This is a genomic window from Phenylobacterium sp., assembly GCF_035944335.1.
Classification (GTDB): Bacteria; Pseudomonadota; Alphaproteobacteria; order Caulobacterales; family Caulobacteraceae; genus Phenylobacterium.
Window position 1 is genome coordinate 71,127 of the sequence record NZ_DASZBG010000011.1, and the last position, 25,078, is coordinate 96,204.

The following is a 25,078-nucleotide window of genomic DNA, read 5'->3' on the forward strand; positions in this document are numbered from 1 at the left end:
CCAACCCCGGTCTGTCTCAGGCCTGCAGCACCTTGCGCACGTCAGGCAGCGGATCGTGCTCCACCCGGCTCTCCAGGTCGAAGATCATGGTGGCGCGGCCCTGCGCGTCGTAGGCGGGCCAGGTTGGCAGGCCCTTGGCGCTGGGATCGCCGGTGCGGGCGAAGGCCAGCCAGGCCGCCGACATCTGTTCGGCCAGCGCCTGGGGCGCCTCGCCCCGGCCGACGAAATTGCGAGCTTTCTCGACGTTGTCGAACACCAGCGGGATCTCGATGGCGTGCGGCGAGCGCAGGCGCCCCTTTGCGACGGGTGTCTCCCAGGTGAGCAGATACATGAAGACCGGCGCGGCCCCCTGCGCGGCCTTGCGTTCCGCGAGGGTGACCGAGTTGCCCCACATGCCGGTGACGGTGCCCACCGCAGAGAAGATGTGGGTGTCGGAATACTCGGGATAAGCGGCTCGCAGGGCGGCCACCAGGGCGTCGGCGCGCTCACCCACCGCGTTGCGGGCCTGTTTGGCGACGTCGTCGGCGGTGAAGGCTCCGAACTTCGGGTGGCTGAACAGGAAGAGGGTGTTCTCGTCCTTGTTGGTGCCGATCATCAGGGGCACGTCGGCGTTGAGCGGGCTGGCGTCCGGCTCGAACGGATGGCGCGGGATGACCGCCCCGTCGAGGATCGGCGTGTAGAGCCGCATCGCCTCGCCGGGAATCTTGACGCTGGCGTGGGAGATCGCCTCGGTCGAAAGCGCCGCGAGCGCCTCCGGCGTGGCGACGCCGAGCTCGTCCAGAAGCTGGCGGGCGATCTTGTCGGCGTCTTGCCTGGGCTTGGCGGTGAGGCCGGGCCCCGACTGGATGATCGCCTTGGCGAACAGGCCGCGCGCGGCGGGCATGGCCATCAAGAGCGAGACCTTCCAGCCGCCGCCGCTCTCGCCGAAGATCGTCACATTGGCCGGATCACCGCCGAACACCTCGATGTTGGCCTGCACCCACTCGAGCGCCTGGACGATGTCGAGCATGCCGGCGACGCCGGACTGGGCGTACTCGGGCCCGAACGCCTCGCCCAGGTGCAGATAGCCGAACACGTTCAGGCGATGGTTGATCGTCACCAGCACGGCGTCGCCACGCCGCGCCAGGGCGCCGCCATCGTACATGGCCGCCCCGCCCGAGCCGTTGGCGAAGCCGCCCCCGTGCAGCCAGACCATCACCGGGCGCCTGGCGGCGTCGAGACCGGGCGTCCAGACGTTGAGGAACAGGCAGTCTTCGGAAGACGCCGGCTCGTCGGGGGCCGGTGGATCGCCGGGCGAGGTGCGGCGCTCGCCGGGCGCGAGACCGGATTGGATGGCCGGCGCGCCATAGGCCACGGCCCCGGCGGGCTCGCTCCAGCGGCGCGGCAGCGACGGGGGCTTGAAGCGGGCGAGGCCCACGGGGGGAGCGGCGTAGCGCAGGCCCTTGAAGACGCTCAGGACGTCCTCCCGATAGCCGCGGACAGGACCATTGCTGGTCTGCACGACCCCGGTCAGGGCGCGGGGAGCCTCAAGCACGTCACCGGGCGTCAGATCGTCGGCCATCTTCGCTTCCTCCACCTTGGGCGCGTCTCGTGCGCGCGCCTTTCGGACCATCATGGCGCCGCGCAGGCGGGGGAGGAAAGGCGGATGTGCGCTCAGCCGGCTTTCGGCCGCATCACCAGCCAAGGCGTGGGCACGACGCGCCATTCCCACACCGCCAGCAGCCGGTCGAGGTGGCCTAGCTGATCGAACCACGGCGGTGGCTCGAAGGGCAGGAACTGCTGGTCCACGCGGATGATGTCGTGGGTCGGGCTGAAGCGACCCATCAGGGTCGCCAGTGCGCCCTCGCGATAGATGTCGTGGGTCTCGACGATGATGTTGAATCCGCCGAGCGCGGGGCTCAGTTCCGGCTGCAACACGTCAACCTCGGCGCCCTCGGCGTCCACCATGACCAACACGCGCTGACCGGCGAAGGCTTCGAAGTCCTGCGGCGTGAACTCACCGCCAACAACCACCCGATCACCCACGCCGTTCTTGTCAGCGAGCGCCCGACAGGCGGCGCGGGCCTTCTCATCGATGTCGTGGGCGTGGACCGTGACCTGGGGCATCATCCGGGCAAGACCCACCGCATAATAGCCCTCGGCGCAGCCGACATCGATGACGGCGTCGAGGCCCTCATTGGCCAAGGCGCGCAGATGGGGATGCAGTTCCGCCTCGTAGGCGCCGAGCAGGCGGGGCGTCAGCGCGCCTTCGGTGGCCTTCGCCACATAGTCCATGCCCTGGAAGACGCCGCCCCAGACGATCGTGCCGTGGCGGCGCTGATAGACCTGCCCAATGCGATATTGCCGCCAGCGGGCGATCATCCGCATCAGGTTGTTGAGTTGGTTGTCGTTCGGGTCGGCGGGCCACTCGGCCATGGTTCGACGCAGCTGGTCGGCAACCTCGCCGTTCAAGGACATCGGAACGCTCCACGGGCGATCGACGGGAGTTAGCGGTCCCGGCGCCTGGAAACAAGCCGTAGGTCAGCCAGCCTTCGGTCGCATCACTAGCCACGGCGTCGGCGAAACCCGCCACTCCCAGACCGCCAGCATGCGGTCGAGATGCGGCAGCTGTGCGAACCACGGCGGAGGATCGAAGGGCAGGTACTGCTGCTCGACCACGACGATGTCGTGGGTCGGGGCGAAACGCTGCTGGAGGGTCGCCAGGCATCCGGCGCGATAGATGTCGTGGGTCTCGACGATCAGGCTCAGGCCCGCCAGCGCCGGGCTGAGCTCGGGCTGCAGCACGTCCAGCTCCGCGCCCTCGGCGTCGACCATCACCAGGCCGCGGCGGCCGGCGAAGGCCTCGAAGTCCTGCGGCTGGAACTCCCCGCCCACGATCACCCGCTCGCCGACGCCGTTCTTGTCGGCCAGCGCCCGACAGGCTTGCAGCGCCTTCTCGTCGATGTCGCGGGCGTGGACCGTGACCTGCGGCATCAGCCGCGCCAGGCCGACCGCGTAGTAGCCCTCGGCGCAGCCCACATCGATGATCACCTCCAGGTCTTCCTCGGCGAAGGCCCGCAGGTGGGGGTGAAGCTCGCCCTCGTAGCTGCCGAGCAGCCGCGGCATCAAGGCGCCCTCGGCCGCAGTGGCCACGTAATCCATGCCCCTGAAGGGCCCGCCCCAGATGATCGTGCCGTGGCGGCGCAGGTAGCTCTCCACGATGTGGAATTGCCGCCAGCGGCTCATCACCCGCAGGGCTGCGTTGATCGAAACCGTGTCGGGCTCGGCCGGCCATTCGCCGGCGACCTTCTTCAGGTGGCTGGCGATCTGATGGTTCAGGCTGTTCATCGGCGGCTCCGGCGGCCCCCGAGGGAGTAGCGGCGGTCCGGCGCGGGAACAAGCCTATCGGCGCAGGGCGGTCGCGCCGGTGTCGGCCATGGCGAGCTTCTGCGGGTCGCGCCGCACCAGACCGTCGATCCGCGCCTTTTCCGCCTTGAAGCGCGAGAGCTCCGCGCCGGCGAGCACCGTGCCTTGCGGCACCTTGGTGGAGAGCGGGTTCACCCGCTCGCCGTTCTTCCAGATTTCGTAGTGCAGGTGCGGACCGGTCGCCAAGCCCGTGGCGCCGACATAGGCCACGACCTGGCCCTGGCGGACGTGGGAGCCGGGGCGGATGCCCGAGGCATAGCGGGAGATGTGGCCGTAGCCGGTGTCCCAGCCGCCCGAATGGCGGATCCGCAGCCAGTTGCCATAGCCGCCCCAGCGGCGGGCCTCCAGAACCGTGCCGTCTCCGGCCGCCAGGATCGGCGTGCCCGTGCCGGCCCCGAAATCGATCCCCTGGTGGGCGCGGGTGTAGCCCAGGACCGGGTGCTTGCGCATGCCGAACAGCGACGTGATGCGGGCCCCGTCGACCGGCGTCTTCAGCAGGAAGCCTTTGATGTTCTTGCCGAACTCGTCGAAGTACTCGACGTCGCGAGCGCGCTCGAAGCGGTAGAACTTGACCCCGTGAAGCTCGGCGAACTGCAGGTCTCCGGCCGAGACGGTGCGGCCGCTCTCGGTGACCTTGCGATCGAAGACCAGCTTGAAACCGTCGCCCGGCTGGATGTCGCGCTGGAAGTCGAGCTTGTGGGAGAACAGCTTGACCACCTGGGCGGTGATGGTGGGCGTGGCGCCCATCTTCTCGGCGCTCTCGTAGAGCGAGCCCTGGATTTCGCCGTTGGCCACGGCGGTGTCGTCGCGGACGCTTTCGGCCAGCTGGCGCAGGCGAAGCGCGCCGTCGAAGGTCCGCGAGAGGGTCAGGGCGCTGGCGGGGCCGGTGCGCAGGGACAGGCCGACCAGGCGGACCGGCGCGCTCGGCGCGCGCGGCCTGGCGATCGCGGCCTGCAGGGCGAGGCCCGCCTTGACGTGGACGATGTCCATGCCGCCGCCCAGCGTCTGCACGGCCTGGCGGGCGTCGTCGGCGGAGACGCCCAGGCGCTGCACCGCGCCCTCCAGGGTCTCGCCGCGCTCGACCTTCACCTGCACCGACTGCGGGGCCGAGAAGCCCGGCTGTGCCTCGGCCTGGGTGAAGGCCTGGTGCTGCAGGGCCGCGACCGCGGCGGGATCGAGGGTCGGGGCCTTTGCGGGCGCGTGGGTGTCGGTGAGCTTCCAGGCCACGAACAGGGCCAGCAGCGCCGCCGTACCCGCCGCGGCGCGCGGCGCAACCTTGAACGTCAGCCGTTGCGGCTGGTGATCCTGCCCGCGGTCTTCCATGACGCCCCCGTACTAGCCGAGACTGGTTAAGGTCCCGGTTAAGCCAAGCCGAACTCACAGCGCCGGCTGCGGAGCCCCCCGCCGGCGCGTGCAACATGGCCGCAAATTCCCGCCCGCGCCCCCGGTCGGATTGTCACGCCTTCAGATGAGCTCAAGCACGCGATCCATCGGGCGGCAGAGCGCCGCGCCCTTGGCGGTCACGACGATGGGCCGCTCCACCAGCACGGGGTTCTCCGTCATGGCCTTGAGGATGGCGGCGTCGGAGGCGGCCGGGTCAGTGAGGCCGCGCGCCTCGGCGTCCGTGCCGCGCACCCGCAGGAGATCGCGGGGCGAGACGCCCATCTTGGCGAACAGGCCCGTCAGTTGCGGCGCGGTCCAGCCGGCCTTCAGGTACTCGACGACCGTCGGCTCGACGCCCTTTTCGCGCAGCAGGGCCAGGGTGTTGCGAGAGGTCCCGCAGCTCGGGTTGTGATAGATGACGACATCGCTCATGGCGCTACGGCTTAGCCAAAACCGCCGCGATCACCAAGCGAAGCGCCGCGAGCCGGTGAGGTAGGCGCTGTCGGAATCGTTGAAGGCCATGACGTTGGCCGGTCGCCGCGGCAGGGGCGGCAGGCCCGCGGGCCACCGGTCGAGCCGGGCGCTGTAGCTCACCGCCAGCTTGCCGGGGCCGGAGGGGCGCAGGACCAGGCTCAAGCCCTGCGGCGCCGCTTCCCAGCGGACGCGCGAGAGGGCGCCCGGCGGCAACGCCATGCCGACTGGCACGCCGTCGGCGCTGACCAGCACGGCGGGGGTGTCCGGCTGCAGCCCGAGCACCAGCCGACGCCCGCCGGCCGGGGGCGCGGCATGCAGCAGCAGCGTGCCGTCGGCCTGTTTGACCAAGGTGATCTCCGGCCTCGGCTCAGGGACGACGGGGGCGGGCCCGGCGTCCACCGGACCGGCCCAGGGCCAGGCCTTGAGCTTCGCGATCTTGCCGCCGCCGGATTTGAGCACGGCCTCGGACCAGCCGGGCCGATCGGGCGTGAGGCTGACCAGCCAGGCGCGGCCGGCGTCCTGATCCTGCTGGTAGATGACCTGCGAGGCCTCCGGGAAGCGGGCGTTGTAGGGGTCGTTCACCCGCACGGCGACGGTGACGGCCAGGCCCACGATGATCAGCGCCGGGCCGATCAGCCGCTCGGGCGGGGCGCCCTCCGCCGGCTGGGCCAGCGGCCAGATGAGCAGGGCCGCGCCGGCCACCGTGAGCGTCATCAGCTCCACGAGGTCCAGGCTGAGAAAGGCCTGGTGCGCATAGCCGCCCAGCCAGCCGACGCCCACGGCGGCCATCAGGCCCAGGACGATCAGGGCCGGCAAGCCGCGGCGCTCCGAGAGGTCGGTGGCGGCCGCGCCGAGTGCGCCCAGCGCCACGGGCCAGGCGAAGATGAAGGCCGCGGTGGGCGCCAGCGCCTGGGCCGCAATCGCCAGCACCAGCCCGAGCGTCAAGGCGCCGGCCCAGGCCCCGGCGCGGCTCACCGGCCGGCCGTAGCTGGCCAGCGCCACCAGGGACGCCGCGACGCCCATGCCGAGCCCCACCGGGTCGAAACCGCCGAACAGCGATCCGGCGAGGCCCGCGGCGAGCGGCAGGAAAGCGATCTGGCGGCGGCCGCGGCCGATCTCGGAGATCGCCGCCAGCAGGAATCCCAAGCCCAGCAGCAGGAGGGCGGTCTCCCAACGGCTGGCCTCGGCCAGCAGGAAGCGCTGTTCGAGGTAGCCGAAGTCCGCGCCGGTGGCGCGCCTTGCGAAGTGCAGCACCGTCATGGCGCCCAGGGTGGCAAACAGGGCGGCCCCGGCGCCGCGCGCGACATCGGTCCAGGGGAAGGCCTCGATCCGGCGGGCGCGCGCCAGCGCCACGGCGAGCAGGCCGGCGGCCGCCAGCAGGATCAGCCATCCGGCCGCCGGCGGATAGGCCAACAGGATGTCGCCGAACAGCTGGCTGAAGGTCAGCGGCGGCGCGGCGGCCGGCAGGGCGGGGCCGAAGGCCGCGGCGCGGGCCGGACCCAGCACCTGGTCGCCCACGTCCTGCAAGGTGCCGGGGTCCAGGGTCGCCGCCGTCGAGCTGGCCGCGTGGTAGTCGAATTGCCGGCCCAGGAAGCCGTAGTTCATGCCGGCGACCCCGGCGCGCCTGGCCTCGGTGAAATCGGTGTCGTTGGGCATCCGCTGGTAGACGTAGACCGCCAGCGAGCTCGCCTGCGGCCGGCTGACCGTGTGGCGCAGCAAGGCGACGTCGCCGCCGGGCCCCGAGCCGGTCTCGAACATCTGCACGCGGCCGGCGTCGCCGCGGGCATCGACGTTGATCAGCAGGCCGACATGTTTGGCCATCGGGTCGCGGCGGAAGAAGGCGTTGGAGCCCAGGAGCCCCGGTTCCTCACCGTCGGTGAGCACCACCATCACATCGCGCGCCGGGCGGCCCTGCGCGGCGATGACCCGCACGATCTCGAGGATCGAGGCCACCCCCGCGCCGTCGTCGGCCGCCCCGGAGGAGCCGGGTACGCTGTCGTAATGGGCCATCAGCGTCAGGGCGGGCGCCGCCCGGTCGCGGCCGGGCAGGACGCCCACGAGGTTCTCGACCTCGCCGCCCAGCAACACGCCGGGCAGTTGCGGCGCCTGCCGCACGCCCACCCCGCGGTGGATCTGCGGCGCCAGGCCGAGCGCGGTCATCCGGCCGAGCAGATAGTCCCGCGCCGCGTGGTTGGTCTCGGAGCCGATCGGGTGCGGCCGGGAGGCGAAGGCGCGGATGTCGGCCATCGCGCGCTCGGCGGAGAAGATTGCGGCGGGCGCGGAGGCGGGCCGGGGCTTGGGAGGCTGCTGCACCGTCCAGGCGATCAGCACCGCGACGATCAGCGCTCCAACCAGCGCGAGCAGGCGTCCCACGGCGTCCCTCCCAGGAAGACCTGAGGCCAACCTAGCCGCCTTGGGCGGAAAACGAAAACGCCCGCCTCCCTGGGGAGGCGGGCGCGGTTACTCTCCTCGAACTCTAACCTCGGGTCAGGCGGCGACCATGGCCTCCTGCGGGTCGCGCAGCACGTAGCCGCGACCCCAGACGGTCTCGATGTGGTGCTTGCCGTCGGCCGCCGCCGCCAGCTTCTTGCGCAGCTTGCAGATGAACACGTCGATGATCTTCAGCTCGGGTTCGTCCATGCCGCCGTAGAGATGGTTGAGGAACATCTCCTTGGTCAGCGTCGTGCCCTTGCGGAGCGAGAGCAGCTCCAGCATCTGGTATTCCTTGCCCGTCAGGTGGACGCGCAGGCCGTTCACTTCCACGGTCTTGGCGTCGAGGTTGACGGTGATGTCGCCGGTCTTGATCACCGACTGGGCGTGGCCCTTGGAGCGGCGGACCACGGCGTGGATGCGGGCGACCAGCTCATCCTTGTGGAACGGCTTGGTCATGTAGTCGTCGGCGCCGCCGGAGAAGGTCTTCACCTTCGTCTCGATCTCGGAGGTGCCGGAGAGGATCATGATCGGGGTGTTGATCTTGCCGACCCGCAGGGTGCGCAGCACGTCCATGCCGCTCATATCGGGCAGGTTGAGATCGAGCAGGATGAGGTCGTAATCGTAGATCTTGCCCAGATCCACCCCCTCTTCGCCGAGGTCGGTGGTATAGACGTTGAAACCGTCCGACTTCAGCATCAGCTCGATGCTTTGCGCGGTGGCGCTGTCGTCCTCAATCAACAGTACGCGCATCAGGTGCTCCTACCCTATTCCGTCGCCGCCCCGCGAATTCTATGAATCCGCCCCGATCCTCAGCGATAACTTGCCACCGAGTTAATTTAAGACTGGTTAATGAGTGATGTCCGTCTCCAGCGAATCGTTAATCTGATTTCGGAATCGCGTTCAAGCCGCCACAGCGGGGGCGCGACTCCACGGCCCGGTGAATCTTTTGTGATTGGACGGCCCGTGCGAAACAGGCGGGCCGGCTCGGGGAGGGCGCGCCATGCGGATTTTCAAGGCTCTCGTCGCGCCTCTGCCGCCGATCATCGTGGTCGCGGCCGTGCTGCTGCTGACGGCTGGCCTCGCCGGGCGCGCGTGGGTGTGGCTGCACGCCTGGGTGTTCCTGGCGGTCGTGGCCGGCCTCTCCATGACCGGCTCGGCGATCCTGGCGGCTGCGCGGCCGGCGAGCTTTGCGGTGCGGCAACAGGGGCTGGTCGCCACCAAGGCCAAGAAGCAGCCGTTGATCGATGTGCTTGGCGTCTTCCTCTACCTCGCCTTCATCCTGGCCTGGTTCGCCTTCGTGGCCTTGGACGCCGCGCGCCTGCGCCTGCTGCCCGCGCCGGGCCCGGCGATAGCCGCCGGCGGCCTGGCGGCGGTGGTCGTGGGCGTGGCGGTCGCCCACGTGGCGATCGGCCAGAATCCGTTCGCAGCGCCCACCATCCACGATCAGAGCGAGGGCGGGCAGCGGGTGATCGATACCGGGCTGTACGGCGTCGTACGTCATCCCTTCTACGCGGGCATGCTGCTGTTCTACGTGGGCGCGGCGCTCTGGCTCGGCAGCTACGCCGCGGCGATCGGCGCGGTGGGGTTCCTGATCATGACGTTGGCCCGCATCGTCATCGAGGAGCGCTATCTGCGCGCCAACCTGCCCGGCTATGGCGACTACGCGCGGCGCGTCACGGGGCGTTTGATCCCCTACGTCCTCTAGTCGCGCCTCGGCTGAAGCCGAAGAAGACCATGAAGAGGTTGGAAATCACAAATATAAGAAGCCCATTATTGTTTGATGTGGGAACTATTCGTCAGCGCTGACGTTGCCATCCTGAAGAATTAAGATCGGCGAATTCGGGATCATCTCGCGTTCAGACGGGTCACCAATTCTTCGAGAATTGGACAAATATTATGGGCAATCTGACGAATATTTCCGGCGTGATGGTGCTTGGCCTGCTGTCCGCTGCGTGCGCGACGATGCCGTCGTCCCGGCAGTCGGCCGCCGTAGCGCTGCAGACCGCGCCGGCCCCCGCCGCCTCGCAAGCCGCGGCGAGCGCGGGTCTGGCCTCTGCCGTCGACGGCGACAACTGGACGGCCGCCAACCTCTTCGAACGCGCCCTGAACGGCGACAACAGCCCCGCGAACCGCTTCAATCTGGCGGCGTCCTATCAGCGCACCGGACGGATTCAGCAAGCCTCGAGGCTGTACCGGTCGGTGATGGTCGACGGCCAGTTCACCAGCCTCATCATCCTGCCCGATACCGCCGACCGCGGGGGACGCATGTTCCGGGTCAATATCGCCGATGAGTCGCAGCGGCGGCTCGTCGTGATGGCGTTCGACGCGGCCCGCGGAACCCCCAAGGCCTCGACGGCCAGCGACGGCGGGGTCAATGCCTCCGCCATCGTCGGCGGCCCCACCCGCGGAACCGTCTCCGACGCCAGCGCCCTTCGCCTCGACGACAAAGCCGAGGCCATCGCGCCCAAGTAGCCCTGCCGACCGCGCGACCGACAAGGATCGGGCCCGGAGGAAACTCCGGGCCTTCGCCTCTGAGCATGCCGATCTTCACCACCCCTTAAGGCCGAACAGCCGATTCTTAACGCCGGCAACGAGGGGCGTTCGTGCAGAGCTTGGTGTCCGCGGTCGAGCGGCTGGATCCACTGACGGTTTCGGGGCGGGTCGCCGCGGTGCAGGGCCTGCTGATCGAGGCGCGCGGCGGCCTGAGCCGGCTCGCCGTGGGCGCCCGCGCCGAGATCGAACGCTATGGCGCACCCCCGCTACCGGCCGAGGTGGTCGGCTTCCGCGAAACCCGCGCCCTGTTGATGCCCTTCGGCCCGGTCGAGGGCGTGGCGCCGGGCGCCTCCATCCGCATCGAGCCGCAGGGCTCGGCCGTCCGGCCCTCCAAGGGTTGGCTGGGCCGCGTCGTCGACGCTTTCGGCGAGCCCATCGACGGCAAGGGACCCCTGCCCCAGGGGATCGTGCCCTATGCCCTGCGCGCCGCCCCGCCGCCCGCCCACGCGCGGGACCGGGTGGGCGGGCGCCTGGACCTCGGCGTCCGGGCCATGAACGTCTTCACCACCTGCTGCCGCGGCCAGCGGCTGGGGGTGTTCGCCGGCTCCGGCGTCGGCAAGTCGGTGCTGCTCTCCATGCTGGCCAAGAACGCCGAGTGCGACGCGGTGGTGGTCGGGCTGATCGGGGAACGGGGCCGGGAGGTCCGCGAGTTCATCGAAGAGACCCTGGGCGAAGAGGGCCTGAAGCGCGCCATCGTGGTGGTCGCCACCTCCGACGAGCCCGCCCTGAAGCGCCGCCAGGCCGCCTACATGACCCTGGCGCTCGCCGAATTCCTGCGCGATCAGGACCTGGAAGTCCTGTGCATGATGGACTCCGTCACCCGCTTCGCCATGGCCCAGCGCGAGATCGGCCTGGCCGCTGGCGAGCCGCCCACCACCAAGGGCTATACGCCGACCGTGTTCACCGAGCTGCCGAAGCTTCTTGAACGGGCTGGACCTGGCCCGGTGCGGCCCGACGGCACCAAGGCGGGCCCGATCACCGGCCTGTTCACCGTGCTGGTGGACGGCGACGACCACAACGAGCCGATCGCCGACGCGGTCCGCGGCATCCTCGACGGCCACATCGTCATGGAGCGGGCGATCGCCGAGCGCGGCCGCTTCCCGGCGATCAACGTCCTGAAGTCGATCAGCCGCACCATGCCTGGCTGCCAGCACCCCCACGAGCGGGACCTGGTGACGCTCGCGCGCCAGGCCCTGTCGGCCTATTCGAACATGGAAGAGCTGATCCGCATCGGCGCCTATCGCACCGGCTCCGACCCGCAGATCGACCGCGCCATCGAACTGCAGCCGGCGCTCGAGGAATTCCTGCGGCAGGACAAGGACGACGCCATGAGCCTCGACGTGGCCTTCGCCCGCCTGTCCGACATCCTGATGACCGGCGCGGCCGCATGACTCTGCTTCGCGCAAGGCTTCGCAGGACACTGATCCTGCATAGCTCCGCCAGGAGCGACGCAGGATGAGCTGGTCGGAAAGCCTCATCAAGCTCGCCACCTACGAGGTGGAGACGCTGCAGAAGCGCCTCGCCGAGGTGCGCGACCGCAAGACCGGCGCGGAGCTCAAGCTCGCGCTGCTCGAGGCTGAGGGTCAGGCGGAGATGTCGCGCGCCGACGACGATCCGATGTCGGGGATCTACAAGACCACCTTCCTCGAGGCCCTGCGGACCCGCAAGGCCGATGCGCGCGCCGCCATCGCCGAGCTGGAGATCGAGGAGCAGGGCGCGCGCGACGCGCTGGCCGAGGCCTTCGAGGCGCAGAAGAAGTACGAGCACGTGGCCGAGCAGGCCCGCCTCATGGAACGCAAGGCCGAGGCCAAGCGCGAGACCACCGCCCTCGACGAGCTCGGCCTGCGCAAAGTCGCGCGCTAGCGCCCCCACCGGCTCTTCCGCCGCCGCGGCGATTGCCGCTAAGGTCCGCTCGGGTTGTCCTTGGGGGTACCGACTTGCGTCATTTCCTGTTGGCCGCGGCGATCGCGGCGCTGAGCCTTCCGGCCGCCGCCCAGACCTCGCCCAACCTGACCCCGCCCGGCCCGACCCCACCCACCGCGCCGGACATCACCGGCAAGTCCATCGCCTCGACGGACGCCTTCGATTTCGTCAAGCGCGAGGTGATGATCCCGATGCGCGACGGGGTGAAGCTGCACACCGTCATCGTCACGCCGAAGGGCGGGACGCACCTGCCGATCCTTTTGACCCGCACGCCTTACAACGCCACCAAGCGCGCCGAGCGCTCGCAGTCGCCCTACATGGTCGACGCCATGCCGCAAGGCGACGAGCCGTTCATGGAGGGTCACGACTACATCCGCGTGTTCCAGGACGTGCGCGGCAAGTACGGCTCGCAAGGCGACTACATCATGACCCGGCCGCTGGTCGGGCCGCTCAACGACACCAAGACGGATCATTCCACCGACGCCTGGGACACCATCGACTGGTTGGTGAAGAACGTGCCGGAGACCAACGGCAAAGTCGGCATGATCGGCTCCTCCTACGAGGGCTTCACGGTGGTGATGGCGCTGGTCCATCCGCATCCGGCGCTGAAGGTCGCAGCTCCTGAGAGCCCGATGGTCGACGGCTGGATGGGCGACGACTGGTTCCACTATGGCGCGTTCCGCCAGCCGAACTTCGACTACATCACCGGCCAGACCACCAAGCGCGACGAGGGTGAGCCGGTCACGCGGGCCGGGCTCGACGACTATGCCAACTTCCTCGCCGCGGGCTCGGCCGGCGACTTTGCGCATGCCGCGGGCCTCGAGCAGTACCCCTTCTGGCGCAAGATCCTTGAGCACCCGGCCTATGACGCCTTCTGGCAGGCCCAAGCGCTGGACAAGGTGATGGGCGCGGGCCCGCTCACAGTGCCGGTGATGTGGGAACAGGGCCTCTGGGACCAGGAGGACATGTGGGGCGCGAACCATTCCTACGCCGCCCTCGAGCCCAAGGACGTGAACAACGACAAGAACTACCTGGTGATCGGCCCATGGCGGCACTCGGGCGTGAACTACGAGGGCCGCGGCCTGGGCCCGCTGAAATTCGAGGGCGACACCGCCCTGCAGTTCCGCCGCGACGTGCTGAAGCCGTTCTTCGACCAGTACCTGAAGGATGGCGCGCCGAGGGCCGACACCCCGCCGGTGCTCATCTACCGCACGGGCCTCGACCGCTGGGACCGGCTGCAACGCTGGCCGCTGGCGTGCGAGACGGCCTGCCCGGCGCCCTTGAAGCCGCTCTACCTGCAGCCCGGCGGCGGCCTCGGCTTCGAGCGGCCGGCGAAGGCGGGCTCCGACGAATATGTCTCCGATCCGGCCAAGCCGGTGCCCTTCGTGCCGCGTCCGGTGGTGAACGCCGATCGCAGCCAGTGGCAGACCTGGCTGGTGCGCGACCAGCGCTTCGTCGACGGCCGGCCCGACGTGCTCACCTACGAGACCGGGGTCCTGAGCTCCCCGGTGCAGATCTCCGGCGCGCCGGTGGTGAACCTGTTCGCCGCCACCTCCGGCACCGACGGCGACTGGGTCGTGAAGCTGATCGACGTCTATCCGGGCGAGGTCGCCTCGCAGGCCGAGCTCGGCGGCTACGAGCTGCCGATCGCCATGGACATCTTCCGCGGCCGCTACCGCGAGAGCTTCTCGGATCCCAAGCCGATCGCCCCCGGCAAGACCCTGCGCTACCGCTTCGTGCTGCCCAACGCCAACCACGTGTTCCTGCCGGGACACCGTATCATGGTGCAGGTGCAGTCGAGCTGGTTCCCGCTCTACGACCGCAATCCGCAGACCTTCACGCCGAACATCTTCCTGGCCAAGCCCGCGGACTACCGCAAGGCGACGGAGCGGGTGTTCTTCGGCGGCGAGGCGGCGAGCGCCATCGAGCTGCCCGTGGTCCCGTTCACGGGGCGGTAGGCGCCCGCCCTAGGGCTTGCCGGCCCGCGCCCGCTCGGCTTCCAGGTCCTGGCGCAGGACGCCCAGGTCCTCGCTGATCTTGAAGATGGTCACGTAGAACTCGCAGAACGAGCGCCAGAGCAGCACCAGGACGCCGGTGATCAAGAGGCCGGCGATCAGCACCGGGATGGCCAGGAGAATGCCCCAGGGCAGGGGATCGCGGATCGCCACGCCGACGGCTGCGCCCAGGCTGCCGAAGCCGACCAGCAGGATGACGCCGAGGCCGGCCCAATAGACCAGGTGGATGACCGCATTGGTCATCAGCCGCTCGAAGGTGAGCAGGTCCCACAGGAGCGCCCAGCCGCTGCCCTCGGGTCTGTTGAAAGCTCGCCGCATCCGAATCCCACGACTGACGGGCTCCAAAGGCCCCGCCGAACCGCTATCAGCCGAAGGCCCGCCCGGCAACGCCGCAGCATGCTGACCTGCCCTGTCAGCAGGGATCGCGGAGATTGCGACGCCTGTCGACCACCGCCGGAAGGACCTCATGTCACAGCCCGGAAATCGCTGTTGCCCGATCGTCGAGCTGCGCCAGTACACTCTGCGCGCCGGCCGCCGCGACGAGCTGATCGGCCTCTTCGAACGCGAGTTCATCGAGAGCCAGGAGGCGGTGGGCGCGCGGCTCATCGGCCAGTTCCGCGACCTCGACGACCCCGACAGGTTCGTCTGGCTGCGCGGCTTTCCCGAGATGGACGCGCGGCGCCGCGCGCTGGAGGCCTTCTATACCGGGCCCGTCTGGCGGGCGCACCGCGAGGCGGCCAATCCCACCATGCTCGATTCCGATAACGTGCTGCTGCTCAGGCCCTCGGCGCCTCGCGGCGGCTTCGAGCTGGGCGCCCGCGACGGGCCGCCGTTCGGTGCGGTGCTGACCGCCGCCATCCACTATCTCGACGACGTGCTGACCCCGCCCTTCGCCGATTTCTTCGAGGGCCATATGCGACCGCTGATCGAGGCGGATGGCGCGCCGGTGCTGGCGAGCTTCGTGACCGAGGCCGCGGCCAACAGCTTCCCGGCCCTGCCCGTGCGCGACGGCGAGCGGGTGTTCATCTGGTTCAGCCGGTTCGAGACGGCCGGGGCCGAGGCGGTCTTCTGGCGCCGCCATACCGGGCGCAGCGGCTGGCGGGACGCGGCGCCGGAAGCGCTGAGCCCGGCCTTCGCCCGCAAGCCGGAGTGGCTCCGGCTGGCGCCGACCGCGCGATCGGCCCTGCGCTAGCCGCCTTGTACAGTCCGCCCATCCCACATACTCTGTGGCGCAGAGTCGGGGGTTTAGGATGGCCATTGGACGCGAAGACGCCGAGCGGGCGCTGAAGGACGCGGCGGACGCCGCCGGGCGCTCGCACCGGCTCGCCGGCTACCGCGGCGCCAGCGGGTTTCTGCTCCTCTGGGGTCTGATCTGGGCGGTGGCCGATGTCGCCGCCTACCTGAACCCCATGGCCGGGAACTGGGCCTGGCTGCTGGGCGACGTCATCGGCGTGGCGGGCAGCGTCGCGCTGGGAATGCGGATGAAGTCGAAGGGTCCGTCGGAATCACGGTGGCGAGGGGTCGGCTCGGCGCTGCTGATCGCCGCGGCCATCGCGATGCTGGCCATCGGCATATCGATCATCAGCCCGCTTCGAAGCGCCGCCCAGAGCCAGGCCATGGCTGGACTCGCGGCGGGCTGCGCCTACGTGGTCCTTGGGGCCAACCAGGGACTGCGCATCGCCGCCGTCGGTGCGGCGATGATCGCGCTGACGCTGGGCGGCTGGCTGTTTGCGCATGAGCAGTTCCTGCTGTGGATGGCGGCCGCCGGCGGCGGCGGGCTGGTGCTGGGCGGCCTGTGGCTCAGGACCGTCTGAGGTGGCCGAGCCCGACGAGATCGTCCACCAGTCGACGCGGCTGCGGCTGATGTCGGTGCTCAACGCCTTGCCGGCCGGCGAGGCGCTGGAGTTCAAACGCCTGAAGGCCATCGCCCAGGCCACCGACGGAAACCTCGGGGCCCATCTCGCGACCCTGGAGAAGGCGGGCTACGTCGAGATCGAAAAGGACTTCGTGGGCAAGCGGCCCCGCACCCGGGTGCGCCTCAGCCGGGTCGGCCGCAACGCCTACGAGCGCCATCTCCGCTACCTGCGCGACATCATCGAAGGGGCGACGCCCGACCAGGCGTGAGCCGCGCTGGAACTCCAGGTTGACAGATTACTCTGTGGCGCAGAGTATCTTCATCGAATGGAGAGCGCGATGGACCTGTCCCTTTCGATCCTCGGATGGCTGCACACGGCGGCCTGCGTCGCAGCGTTGGGCCTGGGCGGCTGGCTGATCGTGAGGCGCAAGGGCACGCGCCGCCACCGTCAGCTCGGCGACGCCTATGTGGCGAGCCTGCTGTTCGCCAGTTTCACCAGCCTCGGCATCTATACGCGGCACGCCTTCACGGCGGCGCACTGGTTCGCGGTGATCGCGATCGTGCTGAGCGTGGCGGGCTTTTCGCTCGGCCGCTGGAAGCGGCCCGCTGGCTGGCGCTATCTGCACCTCACCTGCATGCTCGGCAGCTACTATGTGCTGGTCGGCGGCGGCGTGAACGAGGTCTACCTGCGGGTGAAGGCCCTGCGCCCGATCTTCTTCCACCAGCGGCAGGTGGTGGGCATGACCCACGGCCTGGTGATGCTGGCCTTCATCCTGCTGATCGCCGGATTCCTGATCGCCACCTTCGCCGGCCGGCCCAAGCGCCGGGCCGCGGAGACGGCGCAACTTGCAAAGGCCGCCTGACATGCGAACGACCCGACGAGCCCTCATGGGCGCGGCGCTGGCGGCAGCCTGCGTCGGACCTGCCGTGGCCCAAGCCGCCAAGACCCCACTGCCCGACGGCATGGTGGGCGAGTTCCATCCGGCGGCCGGCGGCAGGCGCACGGCCGCCGTCCTGGTGCTGGGCGGGTCGGAGGGCGGCGTGGCCGGCTCGGCGCCGCTGGCCAGGCTGCTGTCCGAGCACGGCTTCAACGCCCTGGCGCTCGCCTACTTCGGCGCGCCCGGATTGCCGGCCACCTTGCAGAACATCCCGCTGGAGTATTTCCGGCGCGCCGTCGACTGGTTGGCGGCCCAGCCGTCCGTCGATCCGCGCCGCATCGGCGTGCTCGGCGGCTCCAAGGGCGCCGAGGCGGCCCTGCTGATCGCCTCGCGTGATCGGCGGCTGCGCGCGGTGGTGGCCGGCGCGCCGTCCAGCATCGCCTGGAGCGGCATCAACCCCGCCGACTTCGCCCACGCCGGGCCGTCCTGGACCGCCGGCGGAGCCGCCGTGGCCTGCGCGACCTACGACATGGGCGCCCCGTTCAACGGCGTCCTCGACTTCTACACGCGCAGCCTCGCCAAGGCGCCGGCCGCCGCGACCATCCTCGTGGAAAAGATCCACGGCCCCGTGCTGCTGGTCTCCGGGCGCGAGGATCAGCTCTGGCCCTCGACGCTGATGGCCGAGGCGATCATGGTCCGCCTGGACGCGGCGCGGTTCGCCTATCCGCATCGCCACCTGGCCTACGACCACGCCGGCCACCCGGTGCTGGGACCGCCGCCGCCGGCCAATTCGCCGAACCTCGCGCGGCTGGCGAGCCTTGGTGGAACGGTGGAAGGCAATGTCGCGGCCCGCGTCGATGCCTGGCCCAAGGCGCTGCAGTTCCTCGACGAGGCGCTGAAGGCCTAGATCGCGCCGACGGTCTTCAGCCGCGCGCGGGGATGGATTTCGTTTTGGCTCATCACCGGCGTCTGGCCGCGGAAGCGCTCGATGATCGAACGGACATAGGGGCGGATGACCGGGCTGGTGAGCAGCACAGGGGTCTCGCCGGTGAGCGCCGCGCGCTCGAAGGTCTCGCGAACCGCGCGGATGAAGTCCTGCAGCCGTGAGGGCGCCAGCGCCAGCTGCCGGTCCTCGCCCTGACCGACCAGCGCCTCGGAGAAGGCCATCTCCCACTCCGGGTTCAGGGTCACGATGGGCAGGGCGCCGTCATCGCCGCGGTAGGCGAAGCAGAGCTGGCGGGCCAGGCGGGTGCGGACCTGCTCGACGAGCGTGGTGATCGAGGTGGTGTGCGGCGCGGCCTCGCCGATGCCTTCGAGAATGGCGGGCAGGTCGCGGATCGACACCCGCTCGCGCAGCAGGGTCTGCAGGACGCGCTGGATGGTGGTCACCGAGACGATGGCCGGGATCAGGTCGTCGACCAGCTTCTTCTGCTCGGCCGGCAGTTCCTTCAGCAGCTTCTGCACCTCGGCGTAGGAGAGCAGGTCCGGCATGTTCTCCTTGAGGATCTCGGTCAGGTGGGTGGTCAGCACCGTGGCCGGATCGACGATCGTGTAGCCGTGGAAGGTGGCTTCCTCGCGCAGGGACTCGTCGATCCAGGTGGCGGGCAGGCCGAAGGCAGGCTCGCGCAGGTGTTCGCCGGGCAGCTCCACCTGGCCGCCGCGCGGGTCCATGGCCATCAGGCAGCCCAGCCGCACCTCGCCGGCGCCGGCCTCCATCTCCTTGATGCGGATGCAGTAGCCCTGGGAGGGCAGGCGCATGTTGTCGAGGATGCGCACGCTGGGCATGACGAAGCCGAAGTCGGCCGCCAGCGTGCGGCGCAGCGCCTTGATCTGGTCGGTGAGCCGGCGCCCCTCGAGGTCGTTGATCAACCCCAGGAGGCCGTAGCCCAGCTCGATCTTGATCTCGTCGATGGCCAGGGTCTGGGCGATCGGCTCCTCTTCCGGCGCGGTGTCGGCGGCGATCTGCACCGGGGGTACCTCCAGCGCCTTTTGCGACCGCCGCCAGGCCAGCACTCCGGAGGCGATGGAAATGGTCGCGAAGGGCAGGATCGGCATGCCCGGAACGAAGGCGATGACGCCCGCGGCGGCTGCGACCATGCCGAGGCTCACCGGGTTCATGGCGAGCTGGGCGACCAGCGCCTTGTCGGCCGAGCCTTCGACGCCGGACTTGGAGACCAGCAGGCCGGCCGCGATGGAGATGATCAGCGCCGGGATCTGGCTGACCAGGCCGTCGCCGATGGTCATGATGGTGTAGGTCGAAAACGCCTGGGCGATCGGCACATGGTGCTGGACCACGCCGATCAGGATGCCGCCGATCACATTGATGGCAACGATGACCAGGCCCGCGACGGCGTCGCCGCGCACGAACTTGGACGCGCCGTCCATGGCCCCGAAGAAGGTCGATTCCTGCTCGAGCTCCTTGCGCCGGCGCTTGGCCTCCTCCTGGTCGATCAGGCCCGACGACAGGTCGGCGTCGATGGCCATCTGCTTGCCGGGCATGGAGTCCAGGGTGAAGCGTGCGGCGACCTCGGCGATGCGGCCCGAGCCCTTGGTGATCACCACGAAGTTCACCACCACCAGGATGGCGAAGATGATGATGCCGATGACGAAGCTGCCGCTCATCATCAGCTTCCCGAAGGCCTCGATGATGTGGCCCGCGCCGTGCACGCCCTCGTGCCCGTGGCCGAGGATCAGGCGGGTGGAGGCGATGTTCAGCCCCAGCCGGTAAAGGGTGGTGACCAGCAGCACCGAGGGGAAGGCGGTGAACTCCAGCGGCTTCTTGATCAACAGCGAGGTCATCAGGATCAGGACGGCCGAGGTGATCGACATCGACAGCAGCACGTCCAGCATGAAGGCCGGGACGGGCAGGATCAGCAGGACGACGATGGCCAGGATGCCCAGCGCCAGCGCCACCTCGCCACGCGCCACCCAGCCCCACACCTCGCGCGCGGAGGGGCGCTCGGCCAGCATGGTGGAGAAGCTGGTGTCAGCCATAGGTCAGGTCAGGCCCTAGGCCGCATTCATCGCGCCCTGCGGCGGCGTGATGGCGACGCCGGCGTCGGCGTACTCCTTCAGCTTGTTGCGCAGGGTGCGGATGGAGATGCCCAGGATATTGGCGGCGTGAGTGCGGTTGCCGAGGCAGTGGCTGAGTGTGTCGAGGATCAGCTGCTGCTCCATCTCGGCCACCGTCTGGCCGACGTAGGCGCGGGTCGCGGTTTCGGCGGCGAGCGAAGCGGCCTGGGCGGCGCGGGCGTGCGGATCGAGCGCCGACAGCGGCTGGCCGTCCGGCAGGCGGATCGCGGCGTCGTCGATCTCGGGTCCGACGGCGAGCAGCACCGCGCGGTGCATGGCGTTCTCCAGCTCGCGGACATTGCCGGTCCAGCGGTGGGTGGCCAGGCGTTGCCGCGCCAGGGCGGACAGCGGACGTTCGGCAACGCCATTGGCCGCGGCGTACTTGCGGGCGAAGAATTCGGCCAGGGCCACGATGTCGGCCGGCCGCTCGCGCAGCGGAGGGACGCGCAGGTTCACGACGTTCAGCCGATAGAGCAGGTCTTCGCGGAAGGTCCCGTCGCGCACCGCCTGGGCCAGGTCGCGGTTGGAGGTGGCGATCACCCGGATGTCGACGCGGACCGGCTTGCCGCCGCCCACCCGGTCGATCTCGCGTTCTTGCAACGCGCGTAGCAACTTCGCCTGAAGACGCGCGTCCATCTCGGAAATCTCGTCGAGCAGCAAGGTGCCGCCGTTGGCTTCCTCGAACTTGCCGATGCGGCGGGCCACGGCGCCGGTGAAGGCGCCCTTCTCGTGGCCGAACAGCTCGCTCTCCAGAAGGTTCTCGGGGATGGCGGCGCAGTTGACCGAGATGAAGGTCTTGGACGCGCGGCGCGACTTCTGGTGCACATACCTCGCGACGACCTCCTTGCCGACGCCGCTCTCGCCGGTGATCAGGATCGAGGCGTCGGAGCCCGCCACCTGGTCGGCCAGGCTCATCACCGCCTGCATGGCCGGGTCGCGCACCACCATGGGGCGGTTCTCGTCAGCGACGGCGGCCAGCACCGCGGCGATCAGGGCGGCATCCGGCGGCAGCGGGATGAACTCCTTGGCGCCCGCCCGGATGGCGTCGGCGGCGCGCTGGGGATCGGCGCCCACGCCGCAGGCCACCACCGGGCAGCGGATGCGCTCGGCCTCGTTGGCCGCGATCAGGGCCGCGATATCCAGGTGGTAGTCGACCATCAGGAGGTCGGCCCCCTGGCCGGCGCGCAGGGCGTGGGTCGCGGCCGCGATGGTTTCCACGTGGCTCACCTTGGCGCCCGCGCTCATGGCCATTTTCACGGCCGAGGCGAGCTGCCCGTTCAATTGTCCGACGACCAGAAGCCGCATGGGAAGGTCTCCTAACTCTCGCGCCGGCGCTCTTACGCCGCCGCGTCGCCGTCCTTGATGATTTCCGTCATGGTCACGCCCAGCCGCTCGTCGACGATGACGACCTCGCCGCGCGCCACCAGGCGGTTGTTCACATAGATGTCGATCGCCTCGCCGACCTTGCGGTCGAGCTCGAGCACGCTGCCCTGGCTCAGCTGCAGCAGTTGCGCCACCGAGACGCTCGCCCGGCCCAGCACCGCGGAGATGTTGACCGGCACCTCGAACACCGGGGCAAGGTCGCCGGCGGTCTTGTCCTCCGCGACGGATTCCGGCAGCGCGCCCTCGCCGGGGGAGAACTCGTCGAGCTTCATCTCCGTTTCGGGGGCGGCGTCGGGCTCGGCCACGGGTTCGGTTTCGCTCTCGGACATCGGTTCAGCCTTCCGGCTCGGGTTGAGCGCCAGGGATCAGGGGTTCGGCGTGCAGGCCCTCGGCGGCCAGCGCCGCGGTGAGGGCCGCGGTGACGCGGGCGGCGGCGGCCTCCGGATCGAAGGCCGCCTGGCCATCACCGAAGTCGAGGGTGAAGGCGTGGCGCGGCAGCTCGGCCTCGGCCTTGACCTGGATCGCACCGGCGTAGCCGAGGTTGGAGGCGGTGTCGTCGAGCAGGCTCTGCAGGCGCTCAGCCAGCTCCGGCGCCGCCGCGATCAGCAAACGCGGCGCGGCCTCGATTTCCTGGGCGAGGCTGGCCAGCGCGGCCTGCAGCGGCGCCTCGGGGAACCGGTCGAGGGCGGCGCCGGCGATGCCGCGGGCGCAGGCCAGCGCCAAGTTGGCGGACCCCACCCGGTGCTCGTGGGCCACGGCGGCGAGGGTCGGCAGGGCCTGGCGACAGGCGTGGGCGACGCCGGCCAGCGCGACCTGCTGCTGGGCGGCGATGGAGGCCAGGGCCGTGCGCTCGCCTTCGGCATGGGCCGCGAGGCGGATCTGCTCGACCTCGTCGGGGGTGTACATGCGCTTGGGCCGCGGCGCGGCGTAGGTCACGTCGCCGGCGGCGTCGAACACCGTGTCGAAGCTGAATTTCTGCCGCTCGCCCGCCATCAGTAGACGAGCTCGTCGTCGCCGCCGGCCCCGGCCAGCATGATCTCGCCCTTGTTGGCGAGGTCCTTGGCGACCTGCACCATGGCCATCTGGGCCTGGTCGACGTCGCGCAGGCGGACCGGGCCCATGCTCTCCATGTCCTCGCGCATGATCTTGGCGGCGCGCTCGCTCATGTTGGAGAAGAACATCTCGCGCAGGCTGTCCGACGCGCCCTTCAGCGCCAGGGCCATCTGGTCCTTCTCGACGCCGCGCAGCAGGGTCTGGATGCCGCCCGGATCGAGCTTGGAGAGGTCTTCGAACACGAACATCAGGGCGCGGATGCGCTCGGCCGCCTCGCGGTTGCGCTCTTCCAGAGCGGTGATGAAGCGGGCCTCGGTCTGGCGGTCGAAGGCGTTGAAGATCTCGGCCATCATCTCGTGGCTGTCGCGCTTGGAGGTGCGGGCCAGGTTCGACATGAACTCGGTCCTCAGCGTCGCCTCGATCTTGTCGAGGATTTCGCGCTGCACCGGCTCCATGCGCAGCATGCGCATGACGCATTCCAGGGCGAAGTCCTCGGGCAGGGCGGCCAGCACGCGGGCGGCGTGCTCGGACTTGATCTTCGAGAGCACCACCGCGACGGTCTGCGGGTATTCGTTCTTCAGATAGTTGGCGAGCACGGCCTCGTTCACATTGCCGAGCTTGTCCCACATGGTGCGGCCCGCGGGGCCGCGGATCTCCTCCATGAGGTTGTTGACCTTGTCCTCCGGCATCATCGCCGCCAGGAGCCGCTGGGTCTGTTCGAAGGAACCCATGATCGCCCCGGCCCCGGACATGCCGGAGACGAACTCGACCATCAGGTCTTCCACGGCCAGGGCGGAGACGGTGCCCAGGCTCGCCATCGCCTGGGAAACCTCCTTGATCTCCTCCTCGTCGAGGGACTGCCAGACGCTGGCGTGCTCTTCGCCGAGCGCGAGCAGGATCACCGCGGCCTTCTCGGGCCCCGAGAGCTTCCCTGGATCAGCGATGGCTTTCATCTTGGCCACGTCTGTCCTCAGGCCGATTCATGGAGCCAGGTGCGCAGGATCGAGACCGATTCCTCCGGATGCTTCTCGACGAATTCCGAGACCCGGCGGAGCGAGCTGGCCTTCACCTGGCCCTCGATGCGGGCGATGTCGATCTTGGCGTCCAGGTCGCCGGTGATCGGTCCGGGCAGCGCCAGCTGCTGGCCGGTGACCGGATCGACGGTCACCTGGATCGCCTGGCCGTCGGCGGTGGTGGCGAGCTGCGTCACCGGCTGGCCGGCCAGCATCATCGGCATGGGCCCGCCGCCGCCGCTCACGCCCTTGAGCAGCGGGCGCACGATGAACAGCATCATCAGCAGCGCGACCACGGCCAGCACGCCCAACTCGGCGGCGCGCATGATGTCGTTCTTGTCGAAGCCCATCAGCGGATTGGTGGCGCTGACGCCCTCCGGATCGGCCGAGGAGGGGAAGCGGACATTGACCACCTGCACCTTGTCGCCGCGCTGGGCATTGAAGCCGACGGCGGCCTCCACCAGCTGCTGGATCTGCTGCATCTCCTGCGCCGAGCGGGCGGTGTAGGGCCCGGGCTTGCCGTCCTTGCCGGGCGCCGTGACGCCGTCGACGGCCACCGCCACCGAAAGGCGCTTCACCTGGCCGGGCTGCTGGACCTCGGTGCGGGTGGTCTCCGAGATCTCGTAGTTGGTCGTCGACTCGTTGCGGCCGGTGTTCGAGGAATTGTTGTTGGCGCCCGCGCCGACGGCGCCGCCGGGGATGTTGGCCGCGACCGAGGCCTGGCCGGTGCCTTCCGGCTGGTTCTCGCTGGATTTCTCGTCCTGGGTGACCTCGGAACGGACCACCTGGCCGTCAGGATCGAAGGTCTTCTGCTGGGTGGTGACCTGGGCCATCTCGACATCGGCGGAGACGTTGACCCGGGCCTTGCCGGCGCCGACCACGCCCTCCACCAGGGACTTCACCTGCTTGCCGATGCGTTGCTCGACCTCGTTCTTGCGGCCGTCGGCCTCGGCGGCCAGGCCGGTGTCGCCGCCCGACAGCGTCTTGGCGTGCTGGTCGACCACGGTCACCTTGTCGGGCTTCAGGTTGGGCACCGAGCTCGCCACCAGGTTCTGGATGGCGCGGACGTTGTCGCCGGTGGGCTCGCGGCCGCCGACCCCGATGGTCACGGCGGCGGATGGTTGTTCGGACTCTTCCTCGAACAGTTGGCGCTTGGGCAGCACCAGGTGGACGCGGGCCGAGGAGATGCCGTCCAGGCTGCGGATCGTGCGGGCGAGCTCGCCCTCCAGCGCGCGCTGGCGGTTGAGCTGCTGGACGAAGTCTGTTTGCCCCAGAGCGTTGCCCTGGTCGAAGATCTCGTAGCCCACCGAGCCTGAGGTTGGCATGCCCTTGCCCGACAGCATCAGCCGGGTGGAGGCGACCTGATCGCGCGGCACCAGGATGGTCGAGCCGTCGCCCTTCACCTCGTACTTGATGCCCGCCTGATCCAGCGACTGGGTGATGTTCCCGGCTTCCTTCAGATCGAGGTTCGAGTAGAGCAGGGCCTTGGGCTGGCCGAGGTTCATGGTCATGGCGAACAGCGCCGCGGCGACGCCGGCGCCGATGCCGAGGATGGCGGCCAGGCGCCCGAAGCCGAACCTCTGAAGCGCCGCCAGGAACTGATTCAACGCGGGCGTCCCTTCCCAAACTGCGGGCAGA

The 25,078-nt window shown here is 69.7% G+C and carries 24 protein-coding genes; 10 read left to right on the forward strand and 14 right to left on the reverse strand.

Annotated features, from left to right (window positions below; genetic code table 11):
* Positions 1–16: 16 nt before the first annotated feature.
* From VGT80_RS02770 to ctrA, 7 genes are all read right to left on the reverse strand, one after another.
* The gene (locus tag VGT80_RS02770) at positions 17–1,561 is read right to left on the reverse strand and encodes a carboxylesterase/lipase family protein (RefSeq protein WP_327452674.1); all 1,545 of its coding nucleotides are present in this window, start codon (positions 1,559–1,561) and stop codon (positions 17–19) included.
* Positions 1,562–1,653: 92 nt separating this feature from the next.
* Positions 1,654–2,457 (reverse strand): methyltransferase, encoded by an 804-nt coding sequence (locus tag VGT80_RS02775; RefSeq protein WP_327452676.1) that lies wholly within the window; start codon positions 2,455–2,457, stop codon positions 1,654–1,656.
* Positions 2,458–2,520: 63 nt separating this feature from the next.
* Positions 2,521–3,327 carry a methyltransferase domain-containing protein gene (locus VGT80_RS02780; RefSeq protein ID WP_327452678.1) on the reverse strand — a complete coding sequence of 269 codons (807 nt, stop codon included), beginning with the start codon at positions 3,325–3,327 and terminating at the stop codon, positions 2,521–2,523.
* Between the two features lie 54 nt (positions 3,328–3,381).
* Positions 3,382–4,728 (reverse strand): M23 family metallopeptidase, encoded by a 1,347-nt coding sequence (locus tag VGT80_RS02785; protein ID WP_327452679.1) that lies wholly within the window; start codon positions 4,726–4,728, stop codon positions 3,382–3,384.
* 141 nt (positions 4,729–4,869) lie between these two features.
* Positions 4,870–5,220: an arsenate reductase (glutaredoxin) gene (gene arsC / locus VGT80_RS02790; RefSeq protein ID WP_327452680.1), complete on the reverse strand. Its 351-nt coding sequence runs from the start codon at positions 5,218–5,220 to the stop codon at positions 4,870–4,872.
* A gap of 30 nt (positions 5,221–5,250) precedes the next feature.
* Positions 5,251–7,635 (reverse strand): M28 family peptidase, encoded by a 2,385-nt coding sequence (locus VGT80_RS02795; RefSeq protein ID WP_327452681.1) that lies wholly within the window; start codon positions 7,633–7,635, stop codon positions 5,251–5,253.
* Positions 7,636–7,749: 114 nt separating this feature from the next.
* The gene (gene ctrA, locus VGT80_RS02800; RefSeq protein WP_327452682.1) at positions 7,750–8,445 is read right to left on the reverse strand and encodes a response regulator transcription factor CtrA; all 696 of its coding nucleotides are present in this window, start codon (positions 8,443–8,445) and stop codon (positions 7,750–7,752) included.
* Positions 8,446–8,695: 250 nt separating this feature from the next.
* Here ctrA and VGT80_RS02805 point away from each other — a divergent pair, with 250 nt between their 5' ends.
* The 5 genes from VGT80_RS02805 (at position 8,696) to VGT80_RS02825 (ending at position 14,129) form a co-directional block, all read left to right on the forward strand.
* On the forward strand, positions 8,696–9,400 hold the full coding sequence (locus VGT80_RS02805; protein ID WP_327452683.1) for an isoprenylcysteine carboxylmethyltransferase family protein: 705 nt from the start codon (positions 8,696–8,698) through the stop codon (positions 9,398–9,400).
* A 191-nt stretch (positions 9,401–9,591) separates the two neighbouring features.
* Complete coding sequence (locus VGT80_RS02810; RefSeq protein WP_327452684.1) at positions 9,592–10,167, forward strand: hypothetical protein; 576 nt, start codon at positions 9,592–9,594, stop codon at positions 10,165–10,167.
* A gap of 131 nt (positions 10,168–10,298) precedes the next feature.
* Positions 10,299–11,639, forward strand: a complete 1,341-nt coding sequence (gene fliI / locus VGT80_RS02815; RefSeq protein WP_327452685.1) for a flagellar protein export ATPase FliI — start codon at positions 10,299–10,301, stop codon at positions 11,637–11,639.
* A 64-nt stretch (positions 11,640–11,703) separates the two neighbouring features.
* Positions 11,704–12,111, forward strand: a complete 408-nt coding sequence (locus VGT80_RS02820) for a flagellar FliJ family protein (protein ID WP_327452686.1) — start codon at positions 11,704–11,706, stop codon at positions 12,109–12,111.
* Between the two features lie 74 nt (positions 12,112–12,185).
* The gene (locus tag VGT80_RS02825) at positions 12,186–14,129 is read left to right on the forward strand and encodes a CocE/NonD family hydrolase (protein ID WP_327452687.1); all 1,944 of its coding nucleotides are present in this window, start codon (positions 12,186–12,188) and stop codon (positions 14,127–14,129) included.
* A 9-nt stretch (positions 14,130–14,138) separates the two neighbouring features.
* Here VGT80_RS02825 and VGT80_RS02830 read toward each other — a convergent pair whose 3' ends face one another.
* The gene (locus VGT80_RS02830; RefSeq protein ID WP_327452688.1) at positions 14,139–14,504 is read right to left on the reverse strand and encodes a DUF4282 domain-containing protein; all 366 of its coding nucleotides are present in this window, start codon (positions 14,502–14,504) and stop codon (positions 14,139–14,141) included.
* Positions 14,505–14,652: 148 nt separating this feature from the next.
* Here VGT80_RS02830 and VGT80_RS02835 point away from each other — a divergent pair, with 148 nt between their 5' ends.
* The 5 genes from VGT80_RS02835 (at position 14,653) to VGT80_RS02855 (ending at position 17,826) form a co-directional block, all read left to right on the forward strand.
* Positions 14,653–15,378 carry an NIPSNAP family protein gene (locus VGT80_RS02835; RefSeq protein WP_327452689.1) on the forward strand — a complete coding sequence of 242 codons (726 nt, stop codon included), beginning with the start codon at positions 14,653–14,655 and terminating at the stop codon, positions 15,376–15,378.
* Between the two features lie 58 nt (positions 15,379–15,436).
* Entirely contained in the window at positions 15,437–16,000 is a 564-nt protein-coding gene (locus VGT80_RS02840) for a hypothetical protein (RefSeq protein ID WP_327452690.1), read from the forward strand.
* Position 16,001: 1 nt separating this feature from the next.
* Positions 16,002–16,310: a transcriptional regulator gene (locus VGT80_RS02845; protein WP_327452691.1), complete on the forward strand. Its 309-nt coding sequence runs from the start codon at positions 16,002–16,004 to the stop codon at positions 16,308–16,310.
* A gap of 69 nt (positions 16,311–16,379) precedes the next feature.
* On the forward strand, positions 16,380–16,904 hold the full coding sequence (locus VGT80_RS02850; RefSeq protein WP_327452693.1) for a hypothetical protein: 525 nt from the start codon (positions 16,380–16,382) through the stop codon (positions 16,902–16,904).
* Position 16,905: 1 nt separating this feature from the next.
* Entirely contained in the window at positions 16,906–17,826 is a 921-nt protein-coding gene (locus VGT80_RS02855; RefSeq protein ID WP_327452695.1) for an acyl-CoA thioester hydrolase/BAAT C-terminal domain-containing protein, read from the forward strand.
* Here VGT80_RS02855 and flhA read toward each other — a convergent pair.
* From flhA to fliF, 6 genes are read right to left on the reverse strand one after another with little or no spacing between them, the layout of a single operon-like run.
* Positions 17,823–19,889, reverse strand: a complete 2,067-nt coding sequence (gene flhA, locus VGT80_RS02860; RefSeq protein ID WP_414693885.1) for a flagellar biosynthesis protein FlhA — start codon at positions 19,887–19,889, stop codon at positions 17,823–17,825. The two genes, VGT80_RS02855 and flhA, sit on opposite strands and share 4 nt — an antisense overlap.
* 39 nt (positions 19,890–19,928) lie before the next feature.
* On the reverse strand, positions 19,929–21,296 hold the full coding sequence (locus tag VGT80_RS02865) for a sigma-54 dependent transcriptional regulator (RefSeq protein ID WP_327452699.1): 1,368 nt from the start codon (positions 21,294–21,296) through the stop codon (positions 19,929–19,931).
* 32 nt (positions 21,297–21,328) lie between these two features.
* Entirely contained in the window at positions 21,329–21,703 is a 375-nt protein-coding gene (fliN, locus tag VGT80_RS02870; protein ID WP_414693884.1) for a flagellar motor switch protein FliN, read from the reverse strand.
* A 4-nt stretch (positions 21,704–21,707) separates the two neighbouring features.
* Positions 21,708–22,367 carry a flagellar assembly protein FliH gene (locus VGT80_RS02875; RefSeq protein WP_327452701.1) on the reverse strand — a complete coding sequence of 220 codons (660 nt, stop codon included), beginning with the start codon at positions 22,365–22,367 and terminating at the stop codon, positions 21,708–21,710.
* Positions 22,367–23,380: a flagellar motor switch protein FliG gene (fliG, locus tag VGT80_RS02880; protein WP_327452703.1), complete on the reverse strand. Its 1,014-nt coding sequence runs from the start codon at positions 23,378–23,380 to the stop codon at positions 22,367–22,369. Before fliG ends, VGT80_RS02875 begins: the two co-directional genes overlap by 1 nt.
* Before the next feature lie 17 nt (positions 23,381–23,397).
* Positions 23,398–25,047: a flagellar basal-body MS-ring/collar protein FliF gene (fliF, locus tag VGT80_RS02885; protein ID WP_327452705.1), complete on the reverse strand. Its 1,650-nt coding sequence runs from the start codon at positions 25,045–25,047 to the stop codon at positions 23,398–23,400.
* Positions 25,048–25,078 lie beyond the last annotated feature (31 nt).

Coding starts and splice junctions, on each gene's coding strand:
- VGT80_RS02770 (WP_327452674.1), bottom strand. CDS start 1,561: ATGGCCGACGATCTGACGCCCGGTGACGTGCTTGAGGCTCCCCGCGCC.
- VGT80_RS02775 (WP_327452676.1), bottom strand. CDS start 2,457: ATGTCCTTGAACGGCGAGGTTGCCGACCAGCTGCGTCGAACCATGGCC.
- VGT80_RS02780 (WP_327452678.1), bottom strand. CDS start 3,327: ATGAACAGCCTGAACCATCAGATCGCCAGCCACCTGAAGAAGGTCGCC.
- VGT80_RS02785 (WP_327452679.1), bottom strand. CDS start 4,728: ATGGAAGACCGCGGGCAGGATCACCAGCCGCAACGGCTGACGTTCAAG.
- arsC (WP_327452680.1), bottom strand. CDS start 5,220: ATGAGCGATGTCGTCATCTATCACAACCCGAGCTGCGGGACCTCTCGC.
- ctrA (WP_327452682.1), bottom strand. CDS start 8,445: ATGCGCGTACTGTTGATTGAGGACGACAGCGCCACCGCGCAAAGCATC.
- VGT80_RS02805 (WP_327452683.1), top strand. CDS start 8,696: ATGCGGATTTTCAAGGCTCTCGTCGCGCCTCTGCCGCCGATCATCGTG.
- VGT80_RS02810 (WP_327452684.1), top strand. CDS start 9,592: ATGGGCAATCTGACGAATATTTCCGGCGTGATGGTGCTTGGCCTGCTG.
- VGT80_RS02820 (WP_327452686.1), top strand. CDS start 11,704: ATGAGCTGGTCGGAAAGCCTCATCAAGCTCGCCACCTACGAGGTGGAG.
- VGT80_RS02830 (WP_327452688.1), bottom strand. CDS start 14,504: ATGCGGCGAGCTTTCAACAGACCCGAGGGCAGCGGCTGGGCGCTCCTG.
- VGT80_RS02835 (WP_327452689.1), top strand. CDS start 14,653: ATGTCACAGCCCGGAAATCGCTGTTGCCCGATCGTCGAGCTGCGCCAG.
- VGT80_RS02840 (WP_327452690.1), top strand. CDS start 15,437: ATGGCCATTGGACGCGAAGACGCCGAGCGGGCGCTGAAGGACGCGGCG.
- VGT80_RS02850 (WP_327452693.1), top strand. CDS start 16,380: ATGGACCTGTCCCTTTCGATCCTCGGATGGCTGCACACGGCGGCCTGC.
- VGT80_RS02855 (WP_327452695.1), top strand. CDS start 16,906: ATGCGAACGACCCGACGAGCCCTCATGGGCGCGGCGCTGGCGGCAGCC.
- flhA (WP_414693885.1), bottom strand. CDS start 19,889: ATGCTGGCCGAGCGCCCCTCCGCGCGCGAGGTGTGGGGCTGGGTGGCG.
- VGT80_RS02865 (WP_327452699.1), bottom strand. CDS start 21,296: ATGCGGCTTCTGGTCGTCGGACAATTGAACGGGCAGCTCGCCTCGGCC.
- fliN (WP_414693884.1), bottom strand. CDS start 21,703: ATGTCCGAGAGCGAAACCGAACCCGTGGCCGAGCCCGACGCCGCCCCC.
- VGT80_RS02875 (WP_327452701.1), bottom strand. CDS start 22,367: ATGGCGGGCGAGCGGCAGAAATTCAGCTTCGACACGGTGTTCGACGCC.
- fliG (WP_327452703.1), bottom strand. CDS start 23,380: ATGAAAGCCATCGCTGATCCAGGGAAGCTCTCGGGGCCCGAGAAGGCC.